The sequence below is a fragment of the Paenibacillus sp. G34 genome (assembly GCF_056856875.1).
Window position 1 is genome coordinate 3,132,359 of record NZ_CM166469.1, and the last position, 15,265, is coordinate 3,147,623.

11 protein-coding genes are annotated in these 15,265 nt (G+C 46.2%); all 11 read left to right on the plus strand.

The genetic code is table 11. From position 1 onward, the window contains the following. The first annotated feature begins 173 nt into the window (after positions 1-173). The 11 genes from AC1VYS_RS14225 to AC1VYS_RS14275 all read left to right on the plus strand — a co-directional run bounded on the left by AC1VYS_RS14225 (position 174) and on the right by AC1VYS_RS14275 (position 14,968). Entirely contained in the window at positions 174-1,529 is a 1,356-nt protein-coding gene (locus AC1VYS_RS14225; RefSeq protein WP_482914807.1) for an extracellular solute-binding protein, read from the plus strand. A 106-nt stretch (positions 1,530-1,635) separates the two neighbouring features. Next, positions 1,636-4,533: an extracellular solute-binding protein gene (locus tag AC1VYS_RS14230; RefSeq protein WP_482914808.1), complete on the plus strand. Its 2,898-nt coding sequence runs from the start codon at positions 1,636-1,638 to the stop codon at positions 4,531-4,533. Between the two features lie 58 nt (positions 4,534-4,591). Continuing rightward, positions 4,592-5,509, plus strand: a complete 918-nt coding sequence (locus AC1VYS_RS14235; protein ID WP_373323182.1) for a carbohydrate ABC transporter permease — start codon at positions 4,592-4,594, stop codon at positions 5,507-5,509. A 2-nt stretch (positions 5,510-5,511) separates the two neighbouring features. Next, complete coding sequence (locus tag AC1VYS_RS14240) at positions 5,512-6,387, plus strand: carbohydrate ABC transporter permease (RefSeq protein ID WP_090915952.1); 876 nt, start codon at positions 5,512-5,514, stop codon at positions 6,385-6,387. 66 nt (positions 6,388-6,453) lie between these two features. Further along, on the plus strand, positions 6,454-7,878 hold the full coding sequence (locus AC1VYS_RS14245; protein ID WP_482914996.1) for a hypothetical protein: 1,425 nt from the start codon (positions 6,454-6,456) through the stop codon (positions 7,876-7,878). Then, entirely contained in the window at positions 7,862-8,497 is a 636-nt protein-coding gene (locus tag AC1VYS_RS14250) for a YIP1 family protein (RefSeq protein ID WP_482914809.1), read from the plus strand. The genes AC1VYS_RS14245 and AC1VYS_RS14250 overlap by 17 nt, the downstream gene beginning before the upstream one ends. A 16-nt stretch (positions 8,498-8,513) precedes the next feature. Beyond that, a complete protein-coding gene (locus AC1VYS_RS14255) occupies positions 8,514-11,084 on the plus strand; it encodes a DUF5696 domain-containing protein (protein WP_482914810.1) in 2,571 nt (856 codons plus the stop codon). Between the two features lie 53 nt (positions 11,085-11,137). After that, positions 11,138-11,983 carry a carbohydrate ABC transporter permease gene (locus AC1VYS_RS14260; protein WP_482914811.1) on the plus strand — a complete coding sequence of 282 codons (846 nt, stop codon included), beginning with the start codon at positions 11,138-11,140 and terminating at the stop codon, positions 11,981-11,983. A gap of 17 nt (positions 11,984-12,000) precedes the next feature. Next, a complete protein-coding gene (locus AC1VYS_RS14265; protein WP_482914812.1) occupies positions 12,001-12,948 on the plus strand; it encodes a carbohydrate ABC transporter permease in 948 nt (315 codons plus the stop codon). 68 nt (positions 12,949-13,016) lie between these two features. After that, positions 13,017-13,166, plus strand: coding sequence for a hypothetical protein (locus AC1VYS_RS14270; protein WP_482914813.1), 150 nt, complete (start codon positions 13,017-13,019; stop codon positions 13,164-13,166). An 89-nt stretch (positions 13,167-13,255) separates the two neighbouring features. Continuing rightward, positions 13,256-14,968 carry an RICIN domain-containing protein gene (locus AC1VYS_RS14275; protein ID WP_482914814.1) on the plus strand — a complete coding sequence of 571 codons (1,713 nt, stop codon included), beginning with the start codon at positions 13,256-13,258 and terminating at the stop codon, positions 14,966-14,968. The last annotated feature ends 297 nt before the right edge of the window (positions 14,969-15,265 follow it).

Sequence of the window (15,265 nt, forward strand, 5' to 3'; positions counted from 1 at the left end):
TATTTTGCAGAGAGTGCATTTCTTTACCAATTACAGGTCAAATACTCTAAATTACTCCTCAAATGATCCCGACCTATAATTTGTCCGGGTAAACACCTGCATTTAAGCAGGTTGTTTGCGCTTACATTTGAGAGCTACACTTTGGTAGCACACGACAATCAGGGGGGAAGACAATGAAGAAAAACAAGTTTATGTTGCTGAGTCTTTTGTTTGCAATCATGTTGATGATCAACGCTTGTAGTTCTGCACCTGCTGCTGAACCGGCACCGGAAAAACCGGCACCACAGGAAGAGCAAGCACCAGCCGAAACGGAGTCCAAAAATGAAAATTCTACACCAGAGATGGATTTTGACATGGGCGGTAGAACAATCAAAGTTGTAGCTTGGTGGGATATGCAAATTACAGATAACAATCCAGACAACATTAAACGAATCGAAAACCTCGAAGCTTTGAAGAAAAAACATAACTTCAATATCGAATACGTATCCATCGATTTTGGTGAATATCAGGAGAAAGTTGTAGCCTCCTTGATGGCGGGCGAGCCGCTCGGTGATTTTGTGAGACTCGGTAAAAACTATGCAATTCCGGCGCTGACCAAGCAAGATCTGTTGTGGCCAGTGGATGATTATATTAAGAATGACAAAGTATTCAATCAGAAAACAACCAAGGAATATATGCAATATGAAGGTAAGGGTTACGGATTTACGGAAGATAAGTCTTCTTTCATCAACGGTATTTTCTACAACCGTACTCTGATGCAAGAGCTAGGCCTGAAGCCGCTGCAAGAATATGTTGATGCGGACGAGTGGAATTGGGATAACTTCCTGGCTGTAGCCAAACAGGCAAACAAAGACCGGAATAATGACGGCAAACTGGATACGTGGGGTCTCGCTCAAACGGGCTTGCTCGAACCATTTCTGTATTCCAACGAAGCTTCACTGACCAAAGATGATAAACAGAACCTCGAAGATCCAAAAACAAAAGAAGCACTCAATTTCTTGAATAAATTGGCTACAGAGAAAGTGGGCAGACCAACAGAAGGCGGCGACTGGACTGAACCATCAACCTTCTTCCGTCAAGGAAATACACTGATGTACTCTGGCGCGATGTACGAGATTGAAGGCATCAAAACAGACATGCCTGATTATGATATTGGCTTCCTGCCTTACCCGAAAGGCCCAAGCGCTTCGGCTTACCACTCTGGTGAATCTCGTTATCAAGCGATCACGATCCCTAAAGCGGTTGAAAATCCGGAGCAACTGATGTACATCTGGGAAAAAATCAACGAGATTGATTCCATCTATGACTATCCGGAACAATCCACGCTCGAAAGACATCTGACGGATGAAGCAGATATTAACAACGCCAGAGAAGTGGCAGCTGGCATGCTTGTTCTGGACCACAACACGTTCCCATCCCTTCCTTATTGGGATTTCGATGGTGAACTGAAAGAAGGCGTATCCGTATCCACGCTGATCGAGAAATACAAGGCTCCTTTCCAGGCCGCAATTGATGAGGTATACAAATAAGCACTGCTAAATACGGGCAGAACGCGCGGGTAACAAGTGCGTTCTGCCTGGGTTAGTTAATCATTCTTTTGTTGATACGCTTACAGGAAAGGGGATACATGCAAACATGCGGTCACGTAAGAAAAAGGTACTGATTCTGGCACTTGTTCTGGCTTTGGTGTTCTCGATCATCGTGATCTATCCATCCAAAAATCAGAGCCCCGGGACAGTACATGCACTTGAGGATTTTGAAGCTGTAGCGGGTGCCAGCGATTCACGAAGTTATGAACATTATCAGGAAACATATGCGAGCACTGCTAAACCGGACACTACGGTAAGGATTCAAGGTGAAGCTTATACGGAGGCGGATAACGAAGAGTTCGAGGTAGTGCAAGGATATGAAGGGCTCGATGGCAGTGCTGTTATTACACCCGAATCCGGAACCATTCGCTGGGATGTTCCCGTTGAAGTGAGTGGTTTATATCAGGTTCGCATTCACTATTATCCTGTCGAAGGCAAAAGCTCCGGAATCGAGCGCAAGCTGGAGTTAAACGGGGAAGTCCCTTTCCGTGAAGCAGAGGTACTTCTGTTCGACAGGGTATGGGGCAATCGCGAAGATCACGTCCGGCAGGATGATCGAGGCAACGATCTCAGACCAAGACAGGTGGAGAAGCCGGAATGGCAGCTCGCTTCGTTTCGAGACAGTGCTGGATACTTTGAGGAACCATTCCAGTTTTATTTTGAAAAAGGCAACCAGCAATTATCTTTGACTTCTCTTCGAGAGAGTATGGCGATTGATTACATTGAACTGTATCAGGAAGAGGCCGTTCCTTCGTATGCCGAAATGCAGAAGACGTATGATTCGTTAGGTTTAAAGGCAGCCAGTCCCATCATGTTGAAAGTGCAAGGCGAAGAAGCGATCACCAAATCTTCACCTACACTTGCACCAATCTCGGATCGATCCAGTCCATCACTCGAACCCTACGACGTATCCAAAATTCGGATCAATGCGATCGGCGGCGTGAACTGGAAACTTCCAGGGGAATGGGTTGAATGGGAGATTGATGTGCCTGAAGATGGACTGTACCAGATTGCGTTAAAAGTGAAGCAGGACCAGCTTCGGGGCATTTATGCCACACGCAGTCTTACCATTAACGGCAAAGTTCCGTTTGAAGAGATGAAGCGAATTCGTTTTAATTATAGTCCGTCCTGGCAGACACAAGTTTTAGGAAAGGGTGAAGAAGAGCCTTATCAGTTCCACCTAGAGAAGGGGAAACACCGTTTACGGATGACGGTCACACTTGGCGATATTGCCCCGTTACTTCGAACGGTGGAATCAAGCGTACTTGAATTGAATGAGTTGTACCGCAAAATATTGATGATTACCTCGAACAAACCCGATCCACTTCGGGACTATCAGCTGGAGAAGCGTATCCCGGAGATGATAGAGATTTTTGAGAAACAGGCCGTGATCCTCACCTCCGTCGCTGAGTATCTCGAAAAGGCAACCGGAGAACAGAGTGACAAAGTAGCCATTCTGAATGCAATGGTTGTACAGCTTAAAGATATGGCAGCAAGACCGGAAACGGTTCCGAAACGACTGGATACATTCAAAATTAACGTCGGTGGTCTGGGTACGTGGATTCTGACCGTACGTGAGCAGCCGATTACGATGGATTATCTGATCGTAGCTCCTGCAGGACAAGAAATTCCTAAGGCGGAAGCGTCTGCGATCCAGCAGGTGAAACACGAATTGGGTGCTTATGTCGCATCATACACCGAAGACTATGACAGTATCGGTAATGTGGAGAAAAAGAAGGACTCGATTACCGTATGGATCACCACCGGACGGGATCAGGCTCAGGTTCTTAAGGGCATGATTGACGATACGTTTACACCGGATACGGATGTATCCGTGCAGCTACGGCTTGTTCCTCCGAATATCTTGCTGCCCGCAACGCTGGCTGGGGAAGGACCGGATGTAGCCATGCAGATGGGTGAAGATATTCCCGTGAACTATGCAATGAGAAATGCAGCAGCAGATCTGAGCAAATTCCCGGATTTCGAAGAAGTAGCAAGCAGATTCCGAGCAAGCGGAATAACGCCTTATGAGTATGACGCTGGAGTATACGCACTCCCGGAGCAGCAGCATTTTCCAATGTTATTCTACCGAAAGGATATTCTGAATGAACTGGGTCTGGAGCCGCCAAAAACATGGCAGGATGTGTATAATGCAATCGCTGTATTGCAGAAGCACAATATGGAGTTCTATCTACCGATTGAAGATACGCTGAACAATGCGAACATGGTTCCTAACGCAACCTTTGCAATGCTTCTGTATCAGAATGATGGGAATTTCTATACCGAAGACGGGAAAAAGAGTGCGCTCGATTCAGAAATCTCGATGGATGCATTCAAACGCTGGACGCAATTTTATACCAATTACAAGTTTCCATTAAAAGCTGATTTCCCAAACCGTTTCCGTACAGGAGAAATGCCGATCGGAATCGCTGATTACACCACCTATAATATGCTGACGGTATTAGCACCGGAGATTCGCAATCTGTGGGATTTCACGATTGTACCCGGCACGCAGCTTCCAGATGGTTCGATCAGACATGAGGTAGCTAGCGCGAGCAGTGCGGTTATGATGCTTGAAAACGCCGGTAACAAGGACGCAGCATGGAAGTTCATGAAATGGTGGACAGATGAGTCAACTCAAATTGAGTACGGACGGGAGATGGAAGGTCTGATGGGCGCGGCTGCCCGTTACCCTACAGCGAACATCGAAGCGTTAAAGCAATTACCTTGGCCGGTAAAGGATTACCAGAACCTGGAGAAGCAATGGGAATGGGTACAGGGCATTCCACAGATGCCAGGGGGTTATTTTACAGGCCGACACCTGGACAACGCCTTCCGCAAAGTGGTTAACGCCAATGAGAATCCGCGTGAAGCCTTGTCAGACTATGTACTGTATATTGACGATGAGATTGAACTGAAACGCAAGGAATTTAATCTGAAATAAAGGAAAGGGAGGGTAACGGTTGCAAGCTAAAACATCCAAGACAGCCGCCGCTCCTGTTATGCATACACGCCAGGTCGGCTGGTGGTCCTTATTGAAAAGGAATCTGTATCTCAGCAGGCACTATTACGTATTAATGGCACCATTTATGCTGATCTTTTTCATGTTTACGGTTATTCCGGTCGGCATATCGCTCGGTCTCAGCTTTTTCCACTTTAATATGCTGGAACTGCCACGTTTTGTCGGTTGGCAAAACTATTCCCGGTTGTTCCTGAACGACGACGTCTTTCTAATTGCTCTCAAAAACACATTGCTGTTTGCCGTTATTACGGGGCCAGTCAGTTATATTGCCTGTTTTTTGTTTGCTTGGATTATCAATGAGCTGTCTCCTAAAGTCAGGGCAGTTATGACATTGGTTTTCTATGCACCGTCAATCTCAGGTAATGTATTTTTCATCTGGCTCATCATTTTCTCTGGTGACAGCTACGGTTATATGAACGGTTTCCTTATGCGCCTTGGCGTGATTTTGGAGCCGATCCAGTGGCTTTCTAACGAGAAGTATGTACTGGGCATCGTTATATTGGTTCAGCTATGGCTTAGTCTCGGAACCAGCTTTTTGGCCTTTATTGCAGGTTTGCAGACGATTGATCGCTCGCTTGTGGAAGCCGGAACGGTGGATGGTATCAAAAACCGTTGGCAGGAGCTCTGGTATATTACGCTGCCATCCATGAGACCTCAGTTGATGTTTGGTGCGGTCATGCAGATTACAGCATCGTTCGCTGTAGCCGAAATCTCGATTGCCTTGGCTGGATTCCCAAGTGTTAACTATGCTGCGCATACGGTCGTCACCCATTTGATGGACTTTGGTACGATTCGCTTTGAGATGGGATATGCGTCAGCGATCGCAACCGTGCTGTTTGCACTGATGCTTGGAACGAACATTTTCACGCAAAAAATGCTGAGAAAGATAGGTGAATGACGATGACCAGCAAAGTACGTGCCGTCTTCGGCATGCCGAAGAGACTCAACCGGTCATTTACCGTCAGTTTCATGTTGTTTGCGCTGCTGGCCGTGTTCGGATCATTTATGGTGCTTCCCTTGATCTATGCGGTCAACAATGCCTTTAAGCCGCTCGATGAGCTGTTTATCTTCCCGCCGCGCTTCTGGGTGAACAATCCGACGACAGAAAATTTCGCAGATTTAATTAATCTGATGGGCAATTCATGGGTACCCTTGTCTCGCTATATTGCCAATACACTACTTATTACACTAGTGGGTACAGCTGGGCACATCCTGCTTGCTTCAGCAGCAGCTTACCCCTTGGCGAAATATCGTTTTCCGGGATCAAAAATATTGTTTACCATCGTCATTCTGTCGTTGATGTTCTCGCCGCACGTTACGGCGATTCCGAACTATATGGTGATGTCATGGTTAGGTTGGATCAATACACATGCATCCATCATTGTGCCTTCTCTGGCATTCTCACTGGGCCTGTTCCTGATGAAACAGTTCATGGAGCAGATTCCTGATGCACTGCTGGAGGCAGCAAAGATTGATGGTGCAAACGAATATCGGATTTTTTGGAGCATTGTGATGCCTAATGTGAAGCCAGCATGGCTAACACTTATGATTTTGCAGTTCCCTGCTCTGTGGGGAACAGACGGTGGAAGTTTTATTTATAGTGAAAATCTCAAAACACTGCATTATGCACTCAGTCAGATCGTACAGGGCGGGATTGCAAGAGCGGGGGTAGGCGCAGCCGTTGCGCTACTGCTCATGATCGTTCCGATCACACTGTTTGTTATCTCTCAGAGCAGTGTGATGCAGACGATGGCTACTTCGGGCATGAAAGAATAGAAAGGAGGCAGCAAAGTGCAGCATAGCACACGAAAAAGCGCATGGAAACAACGTCAATGGGTCATCATGGGCATGGTCTGCCTCCTGTTCTTGAGTTCAGCAGCTCTGCCTGCAAGTGCAGACGGTAAATCAGATGCCTATCATTATTCCTATTATGGTGATACCGTTCCAGCTCCGGCTGCTTACGAAGCCACAACGATTATTACGGGCAAGAAGCTGAATATAACTCCTTTCAAGGAACCGAGTGATATGCATGTTACCGCGGATGAACGTGTCTACGTGCTTGATTCGGGCAATGGGCGCATTGTCGAGATGGATCGTAACTTCAAACTTGTGCGGACCATCGAGTCGTTCAAGAACAAAGGCAAAGAAGATCAATTCAAAAATCCCCAAGGACTATTTGTAACGGAAAAGGGAGATCTACTAATCGCCGATTCGGATAATCAACGGGTTGTGCATCTGGATGACAAAGGACAGCTTGTCAAGATTATCTCTGAACCGAAGTCTGACTTGTTAAAGGAAGACTTTCAATTCAAGCCCATTCGCATTGTGATGGATAAAGGTGAACGTATTTATGTGATGGCTGCAGGCGTATTTGACGGGTTCATGGAGTTCAGTGCCGATGGCGAATTCTCCTCCTTTATTGGTGCGAATCGGGTTCAGGTTGATCCGGTTGAATATCTCTGGAAACGATTTTCCACCAGAGAACAACGCAGTCAGATGGTCATGTTCACCCCAACCGAGTTCACCAATCTCGACATGGACGAAGAAGGGTTCATCTATGCTACCAGCGGGGATCGCGGCAAAGATCCGATTAAGAAATTGAATGCGCAGGGAACAGACATTTTGCGAAGGGAAGGATACTCTGCGCCTCAAGGTGATCTGCGGTATACCACGGAAGCTGGACCATCCCGGCTGATTGATGTCGATGTAGGTGACAGCGATATGTACTCAGTTCTCGATTCAAACAGGGGCCGTATCTTTACCTATAATGGCGACGGTTATCTGCTCCATATTTTTGGCGGTATCGGGAACCGGATGGGTATGTTTAATACACCTGTTGCACTGGAGCGTGCGGGAGACCGGATGCTCGTACTGGACAAAGCGCTTGGTGAAATTACCGTATTCCAAACGACAGAGTATGGACGCACACTACATGACGCCGTGCGCAGTTATTACAACGGAGAAGAAGATCAGTCTTCGGAACTGTTTGCCAAGGCTGCCGAGATGAATGCCAATCTGGAATATGCCTATGCGGGTATTGGAAAGGCGCTGCTTCGTCAGAAGGATTATGCCGAGTCGGCGCAATACTTCAAACAGAGCATGGAGCGTCAAGGGTATTCCAAAGCTTTTCTTCTCTATCGGAAAGAACTGATGCGTGAACACTTTTCATGGGTGATGTCCGGTATATTCCTGGCTGTAGCTGCGTTCATCACCATCGCCATCGTTCGCAGACAGAAAAGGAGGACAACGAATGCAGGCATCAAGTAAACAATTGTACCAGTACCCGCTGCATCTTATTTTTCATCCCTTTGACGGGTATTGGGAATTGAAATATGAGCGGAATCAAAAAACGACACTGCTGATCTCATTGATGATTATGGTGTTGCTGGTATTCACTAAAATTTTGCAAGCCCAGTACAGTGGTTTTCTGATTAACTTTAACAATCCAAAGTACCTGAACAGCCTGCTTGAGATGGTGTACGTTGTCATTCCCGTGTTGTTCTGGTGTGTGGCCAACTGGTCTCTAACCACATTGATGGATGGGGAAGGCAAGTTCTCTGAAATTTTCATGTCTACGTGTTTTGCACTGGTTCCGATGTTTCTGGTGCATTTCCCGTGGATCTGGCTGAGTCTGGCTATTTCTGCACAGGAAACCGCATTTTATTATTTTTCTAACGCCATTGCCGTTTGCTGGACCGTGTACCTGTTATTTGTAGGTAACATGACGGTGCATCAGTACACACCAGCCAAAACCATTCTAACGATGCTGCTCACGCTTGTAGCTATGGCTTTTATGGCATTTCTGTGCTTGTTATTCTTTAGCCTTATCCAGCAGATTGTCTCTTTTGTCTACACTATCTATCAGGAATTAGTGCTTCGGGGCTAGGAAGGAGGAAATCACAATGAAATATGCCGCAGCCAAAAAAATAACCGGAATACTGCTCGTGAGCAGTTTACTTCTAAGCGGTTGCCAGTTCTCGTCGTCAACAGCAGCTCGTGAGACGGCAGCAGATGTTAGTCAAGTGGAGACTCCTTCCCTGCCTCCCGGAGAAAAGCTGAAATCTGCATTTAGCGATGCCCGCATTCCTGGCATGATCGGTATCGCCCGAAACAACGCTTTGCAGTTGTTGATCAACGAAGAGACTGCCGAAATCGCTGTAATTCAAAGTAAGAGCGGACAAATCTGGCGCAGTAACCCGGAAGAACGCGAGAAGGATAGCATTGCAGCCGGGATTAACAAAGACCTTCTGTCCTCCCAATCCAGACTCAGTTTTTTCAACAGCTCAGGCCAGAGCAGTATGGTGAATTCATTCACGGACAGTATTCGGCATAAACAAGTGCGTTATGAAGCATTACCAAACGGGGTACGAGTTCACTATCAATTTGGCAACACCGAGCGATCCATTGAAGACCTACCGGTGAAGATCAGCAAGGAACGTTTTGAACAAAATGTGTTGGCAAAGCTTGATAAAACCGGAGAACGGGCGTTGAAAGTCGGATATGCGGAAGATAAAGATGAGGGCGTATACAATCGAATTGACAAAGCCATGCAGGGTCTACAATTGACCCGTGCATTGAAAGCCTTTGAAGATGCGGGATACACAGAGGAAGACCTTGTCAAAGATCACGCCGAGCACGGCATTGAGCAGGAACGAAGCGGGCCGCGCATATTCATGCTTACGATGGAGTATGAACTGGATGGAGAGCAGCTGAAGGTCCGAGTGCCAGCTTCAGGTATTCATTTTCCAGAAGAGTACCCAATCAACACCCTGTCTGTGCTGGAGTATTTTGGAGCGGGAGATTCCAAGGAAGAAGGATCGATTCTGGTACCAGACGGTTCGGGAGCGCTAATTCATTTTAACAATGGGAAATTGCAGTACCCCTCCTACCAACAGGATATTTACGGCCCGGACTTAACGATGAAGTTACGTGAAGCCAGTTCCAATGAAAGCAAAGCGAGATTGCCTGTCTTTGGCGTGATCCGTCCGGAAGGCGCTTTCTTGGGCATCATCGAAGAAGGGGATGCGGTGGCGGTGGTGAATGCGGATATTAGCGGTAAGCTGAACAGCTACAATAACGTATATCCCAGCTTCTATGTTGTAAACAAAAGTGATATTACACTTCAGTCCAGTGACATGGTTCGTACATTGCCGAAGTTTCAGAATAAACCAACGTCATCTGACTTCGTGGTTCGTTACGCTTTTGTAGATGAAGAGCAGGCTTCCTATTCTGGTCTGGCCTCACTGTACCGGGAGTACCTGGTACAAACTAAAGGACTTCCCGAACTGAAAACGTCTGAGGAGCAATCCACCATTCCGTTTTACCTCAAGCTTTTTGGCGGGATGACAACCAGGCAGCATATGCTCGGCATTCCGTATAATTCCACGGAGGCTCTGACGACATTTGATGAGGGTAAAGAAATCCTTTCGAAGTTGATGGAGAAAAATGTGTCCAACATCCAGTTACGCTATGCGGGATGGTTCAACGATGGATTACATCACCGTTTGCCGGATTCCATTAAGGTCGATGGAGTGATTGGCGGAAAAAAAGGAATGAAAGAGTTCAGTGAGTTTACGAGTGGAGCGGGAATTGGTTTTTATCCGGATGTAGCTGTACTTAACGTGCAATCAAAGAAAGGATTCAGTCCATCGAGTGAGGCTTCCCGGTCTTTAACACAGGAACCAGCGATCTTATATCCAATGGACCTGGCTCTGGGGAGACGGGCGAAGGATTTATCTGCTACCTATGTACTCTCACCTAATGAGATTGATAACGTAACTATAGATATGCTGAAGGACTTGGAACCACTCCATGCAGGAGGCATCTCTCTGAAAGATATGGCAGAGCAGTTAAACAGCGATATGAATCCGAAGAAATTACTTGATCGTACGCAGGCACTGGATACGATTCGAGGAGCTTTTGATCAGATTAAGCAACAAACAGGCTCTATCGTGGCTGAAGGCGGGAACGCATACGCACTGCCTTATGTTACAGGCCTTACAGATGCTCCGATGAGTAGTAGTCGGTTCAAACTGGAGGATGAAGAAGTTCCATTCTTCCAGCTGGTCGTGCACGGCAGTATTCCTTATACCGGTTCTCCGTACAATCTGTCCACGTATACCGATGCAAGACAGTATGTGCTGAAGCTGATTGAATATGGAGCCAGCCCTTATTTTGCCTGGTTTAAGGCCCCGGGCCATGTGGTGAAAGAAACAGATTATAACCAACTCTATGCCGCGAATTACGAGCAGTGGATTGATCTGGCAGCGGAGATCTACACCGAGGTTAGCCAAGTGAACCAGTCGTTCACTGGACGTCCAATGATTGCTCATGAATCCCTGAGTGAAGGTGTATTTCGAACAACCTATGAAGGCGGAGGATATGTGATTGTCAATTACAATGACTCTCCTGTTGAAGTGGAGAATCATAAAGTAGAAGCCCTAAGCTATGTGACTGGTGGTGAGCAACTCTGAAGACACTCCTGAAATTCAAATGGGGAAGTCGTACGTATGCTCAACAGAAAGCAATGTGGGGTGTCATCTATGTACTTCCGTGGCTGATCGGATTTGTATTGTTTTTCTTCGTTCCGCTACTGGCGTCTCTTCGATACAGTATGAGCACCATTCAAGCCAATGCAGAAGGAATAGCGATTCAATTTACGGGATTCGCCAATTATATTCAAGCACTTACCGTTAATACAAGCTTTAACCGAGCACTGATTGAGTCGATTACAGACGTACTTGTGAACGTACCGCTTATTGTCATATTCAGTTTGTTCCTTGCGGTGATTCTGAATCAGAAATTCAGAGGCCGTGCGATTGCTAGATCGATCTTTTTCTTACCTGTCATACTGGCATCTGGCGTCATTATGTCGCTGGAAAGCACAAGTTTGATTGAAGCTGTGAACCAGAACAGCACAGGCGGAAGTGCTTTTGGCACATTGGAACTGGAAGGTCTGATGCTTAATGCAGGAGTAAGTGAATGGGTCGTTACGTATTTAAGTGGTGCAGTTGATCGAATCTACCAGATTGTCAGTCAATCGGGTGTACAAATTCTGATCTTCCTTGCCGGTATTCAGACCATCTCCCCGCAGCTCTATGAAGCGTCCAAGATGGAAGGGGCGACAGGATACGAGGCATTTTGGAAAATCACGTTTCCGATGGTCAGCCCGCTTATTTTTGTAAACGCGATCTATACGATCATTGACTCCTTTGCGAATAATGCGATGACCAAATTGATCCGGGACACGGGATTTGTGAAATTTGACTTTGGTCTTAGCTCTGCGATGGCATGGGTATATTTCGTAGCGATTGCCATCATTCTTGTGATCGTATCGATCATTTTCTCAAAACGAGTCTTCTATCAAGATTAGAAAGGAGGGCATTCCGCGTGACAACATCACGATTATTATCGCTTGAGCAATGGAAGAGCTGGCTATGGTCTATCATCCGATTTGTTCTGATCACCGGACTTTCCTTTGTTATTTTATTTCCGATATTCCAAAAAATATCTACATCGATCAAGGCCAAGGGTGATCTCTATTCGGCAGTCGTTGTATGGATTCCGCAGAACTTCTCGATTGACAATTTCAAACAGGCCATTCGTGTCATGGACTACTGGGTAACGCTGTTTAATACGTTTGCATTGTCCGCAACAACAACACTGTTGACCACAGCTTCATGTGCGCTTGCGGGTTATGGATTCGCCAGACTGAAGTTCAAGGGAAGCAATTGGCTGTTTGCCGGAGTAATTTTGACCATTCTTGTGCCACCAACAACGATTCTCATTCCAGTATATTTGAATCTGAAAAGCTTTGATCTGATGGGGCTAATGACGCTATTCTCCGGGAAACCGGTGAACTTGCTCAATACGTACTGGCCGTTTATTCTGACAGCCATTACCGCAAATTCACTAAAGGCAGGCCTGTATATCTTTATATTCCGCCAATTCTTCAGGGGTATTCCGAAAGAAGTAGAGGAAGCGGCATACGTGGACGGCGCAGGAATCAGTCGCACATTCACTCGTATCATGCTACCGAATGCCATTCCATCGATGGTCACCGTCATGCTGTTTTCCTTCGTATGGCAATGGAATGACAGCTTCTACACAACAACGTATCTGACTTCGAGCAAAGTCATGTCAACACAGCTATCGTCGTTGCCGTACAATCTCGCTCAACAAGTTACAGACGGTGCAGCCTCTCAGGCCGATCCGTTTTATCTGAGCATGATTCAGGATACAGGTATTCTGCTCGCGATCCTGCCATTAATTATCATCTATTTGTTCGTGCAACGTTATTTCGTGGAAAGTGTGGAGCGTACAGGTATCGTAGGATAGACGCTTAGAACGAAGAGGTGTACAGCTCTATTAGGTTAAGCATACCCGAATGAAAGGAGGCAGATCGCATGAGTGATTCCAAGAAGTATGCCAAGGAAGCGTACATCGATGAGATGAACGGCAGAGAATGGCTTACAGCTGATCGGTTATGTTACAACCCGCGTTATCATTGGAAATGGAATGGCTTAAGGGAGCGTGCACCGACCGAGTCTGGATGAGACTAAATATTGATTTGCTAAAAATCAGGTTTGACGGCAGCTTCCTATCGCAGTAATGTAAGCCAATTAATCAAACAGGAGGAATAGCAGTGAAAAAATTCATGATGTCTTGCAAGCTTTTACTCGTTCTGGCATTACTGATTACGATTGCTCCATGGAGCGGCAGCAAAGCGGATGCTTGGGTAGGTATGCCTATGGGGAAACTAAAAGTGAGTGGCAAAAACTTGGTCAACAGCAACAATCAACCGGTACTTCTCAATGGTTGGCATCAACCTTCCGGTGCATACTGGACTTATCAGGACAGCAATTATTACCTCAACCTTCATGGTAACAATCGTCATGCTGCAACATTGGCCTATCTGAAAGACATCACAGACACGTTTGCGGATACCAGTCCGAAATATGGTAGCAACCATGGCTGGAAAATGAATCAAGTACGTCTGTTCATTGATCGTCAGGATATGGGAGATGTGGCGGCAGGTACATACAACTTTGCTGGTGTACAGACTGTGACGCAGAACGTCATCATACCTTATATCCAGTATGCAAAAACTAAAGGCGTATATGTCGTTCTGGGACTAGACTTCACGTTGAAGGATGATCAGGCGACGACAGCTGCAAACTTGCAAAAGTTCAATCAAATCTGGGGGTATCTTGCCTCCCGTCCAGAGATTAAAAGTGCAGACAACGTTCACTTCGAGCTGATTAACGAGCCGGTGAAATCGTACGCTAACGGACACTGGGGTGGTTACAACGGGGAGAATGATTTTGTGGATCACTGGAATGACTTGCGTAATTTCCAAAACTCCATGATCTCCACGATTCGTAATCAGGGCGCAGACAATGTGATCTGGGCTGCGGGTCTAGGTTACAATCAGTTCTACAGCCTGACAGCAAGTCATCCGCTTACTGACCCACTGAACAACTACGGTTATGCTGTACACTGGTATCCAGGATACGGAGCGTATGACAACTTCAACATTTTGCAAGATCAATGGAATACCAACGTCAAGGCGGCAGCCGATAAATATCCAATCAACATCACAGAAGTGACATGGTTCAAAAACAAGCCAGGTGATTCAGCTTATTGGAATCTGTTCAATGGTAGTAATGAAGGATTCGGAACGAACACCAAAAGAATTTTCAATGCGGCAGGTAATGTTAGCATCGCGGCTCATATGAATGGTTTTATCTTAGAACCGGGCGCACGCAGTTCATTCGCTGATCCAACCGCAGGACTGAAGTGGGATGGAGATGCTTCACGCAGTGCGATGGGACGATTCTTGTTCACTTGGTACAATGAGCGCTCCCAGAATTACGGTAGTGGTACTCCAACCAATCCAACGAATCCGTCTACAGGTCTGGTGTCTGGTGCAACGTACAAAATTGTAGCGCGTCATTCCAATAAAGTAATTGATGTTCCTGGTGGGCAAAATCAGAACAACCTCCAATTACAACAATGGAGTGACCTCGGTGGTAATCCTCAGAAGTGGGTGCTGACTTCCATTGGCGGGGGCAACTACACGCTGACGAGTGTGAACTCACCGGATAAAGTGATCGACATTCGCAACGGTACACAGACTAATGGCGAAGCGGTGCAGCTCATGGCTAATCTGAATACAACGGCACAGCATTTTAAAGTAAATGATCTCGGCAATGGCTACTATAGCATTATCAACGTCAACAGTAATAAAGCTATTGAAGTTGAGAGCGCTTCCACATCGGATGGAGCCAAACTGCAACAGAACACCTACACGGGTGCAACGAATCAACAATGGAAATTTGTAGCCGTCAGTAATTAACGAACATCAACAGTTATATCACTTAATCAGTGGCAACAAATAACCTTTTCAGGTCATCTGATGACTTGAGAAGGTTATTTTTATTGTATATAGGTATAGTTGAAACCAAATGGGATGAGCGAAAAAGGTTGTTATTCATTGCCTTTGTCTCGTGAAGTTGCACATTACACTGTAGAAATCAAGTATTGTATAGCTGTAGCTGTAAATGTACCATAGGGAAGAAGTTGTACCTTCACCGTTCAGAAATGCCCGTTGTATCATGAAATGATGATGATAAACCGACAAATGTAAGCGCTT

What these genes read in the sequence shown, in the direction of transcription:
- AC1VYS_RS14225 (WP_482914807.1), top strand. Translation starts at nt 174, where the DNA reads ATGAAGAAAAACAAGTTTATGTTGCTGAGTCTTTTGTTTGCAATCATG.
- AC1VYS_RS14230 (WP_482914808.1), top strand. Translation starts at nt 1,636, where the DNA reads ATGCGGTCACGTAAGAAAAAGGTACTGATTCTGGCACTTGTTCTGGCT.
- AC1VYS_RS14235 (WP_373323182.1), top strand. Translation starts at nt 4,592, where the DNA reads ATGCATACACGCCAGGTCGGCTGGTGGTCCTTATTGAAAAGGAATCTG.
- AC1VYS_RS14240 (WP_090915952.1), top strand. Translation starts at nt 5,512, where the DNA reads ATGACCAGCAAAGTACGTGCCGTCTTCGGCATGCCGAAGAGACTCAAC.
- AC1VYS_RS14245 (WP_482914996.1), top strand. Translation starts at nt 6,454, where the DNA reads ATGGGCATGGTCTGCCTCCTGTTCTTGAGTTCAGCAGCTCTGCCTGCA.
- AC1VYS_RS14250 (WP_482914809.1), top strand. Translation starts at nt 7,862, where the DNA reads ATGCAGGCATCAAGTAAACAATTGTACCAGTACCCGCTGCATCTTATT.
- AC1VYS_RS14255 (WP_482914810.1), top strand. Translation starts at nt 8,514, where the DNA reads ATGAAATATGCCGCAGCCAAAAAAATAACCGGAATACTGCTCGTGAGC.
- AC1VYS_RS14260 (WP_482914811.1), top strand. Translation starts at nt 11,138, where the DNA reads ATGTGGGGTGTCATCTATGTACTTCCGTGGCTGATCGGATTTGTATTG.
- AC1VYS_RS14270 (WP_482914813.1), top strand. Translation starts at nt 13,017, where the DNA reads ATGAGTGATTCCAAGAAGTATGCCAAGGAAGCGTACATCGATGAGATG.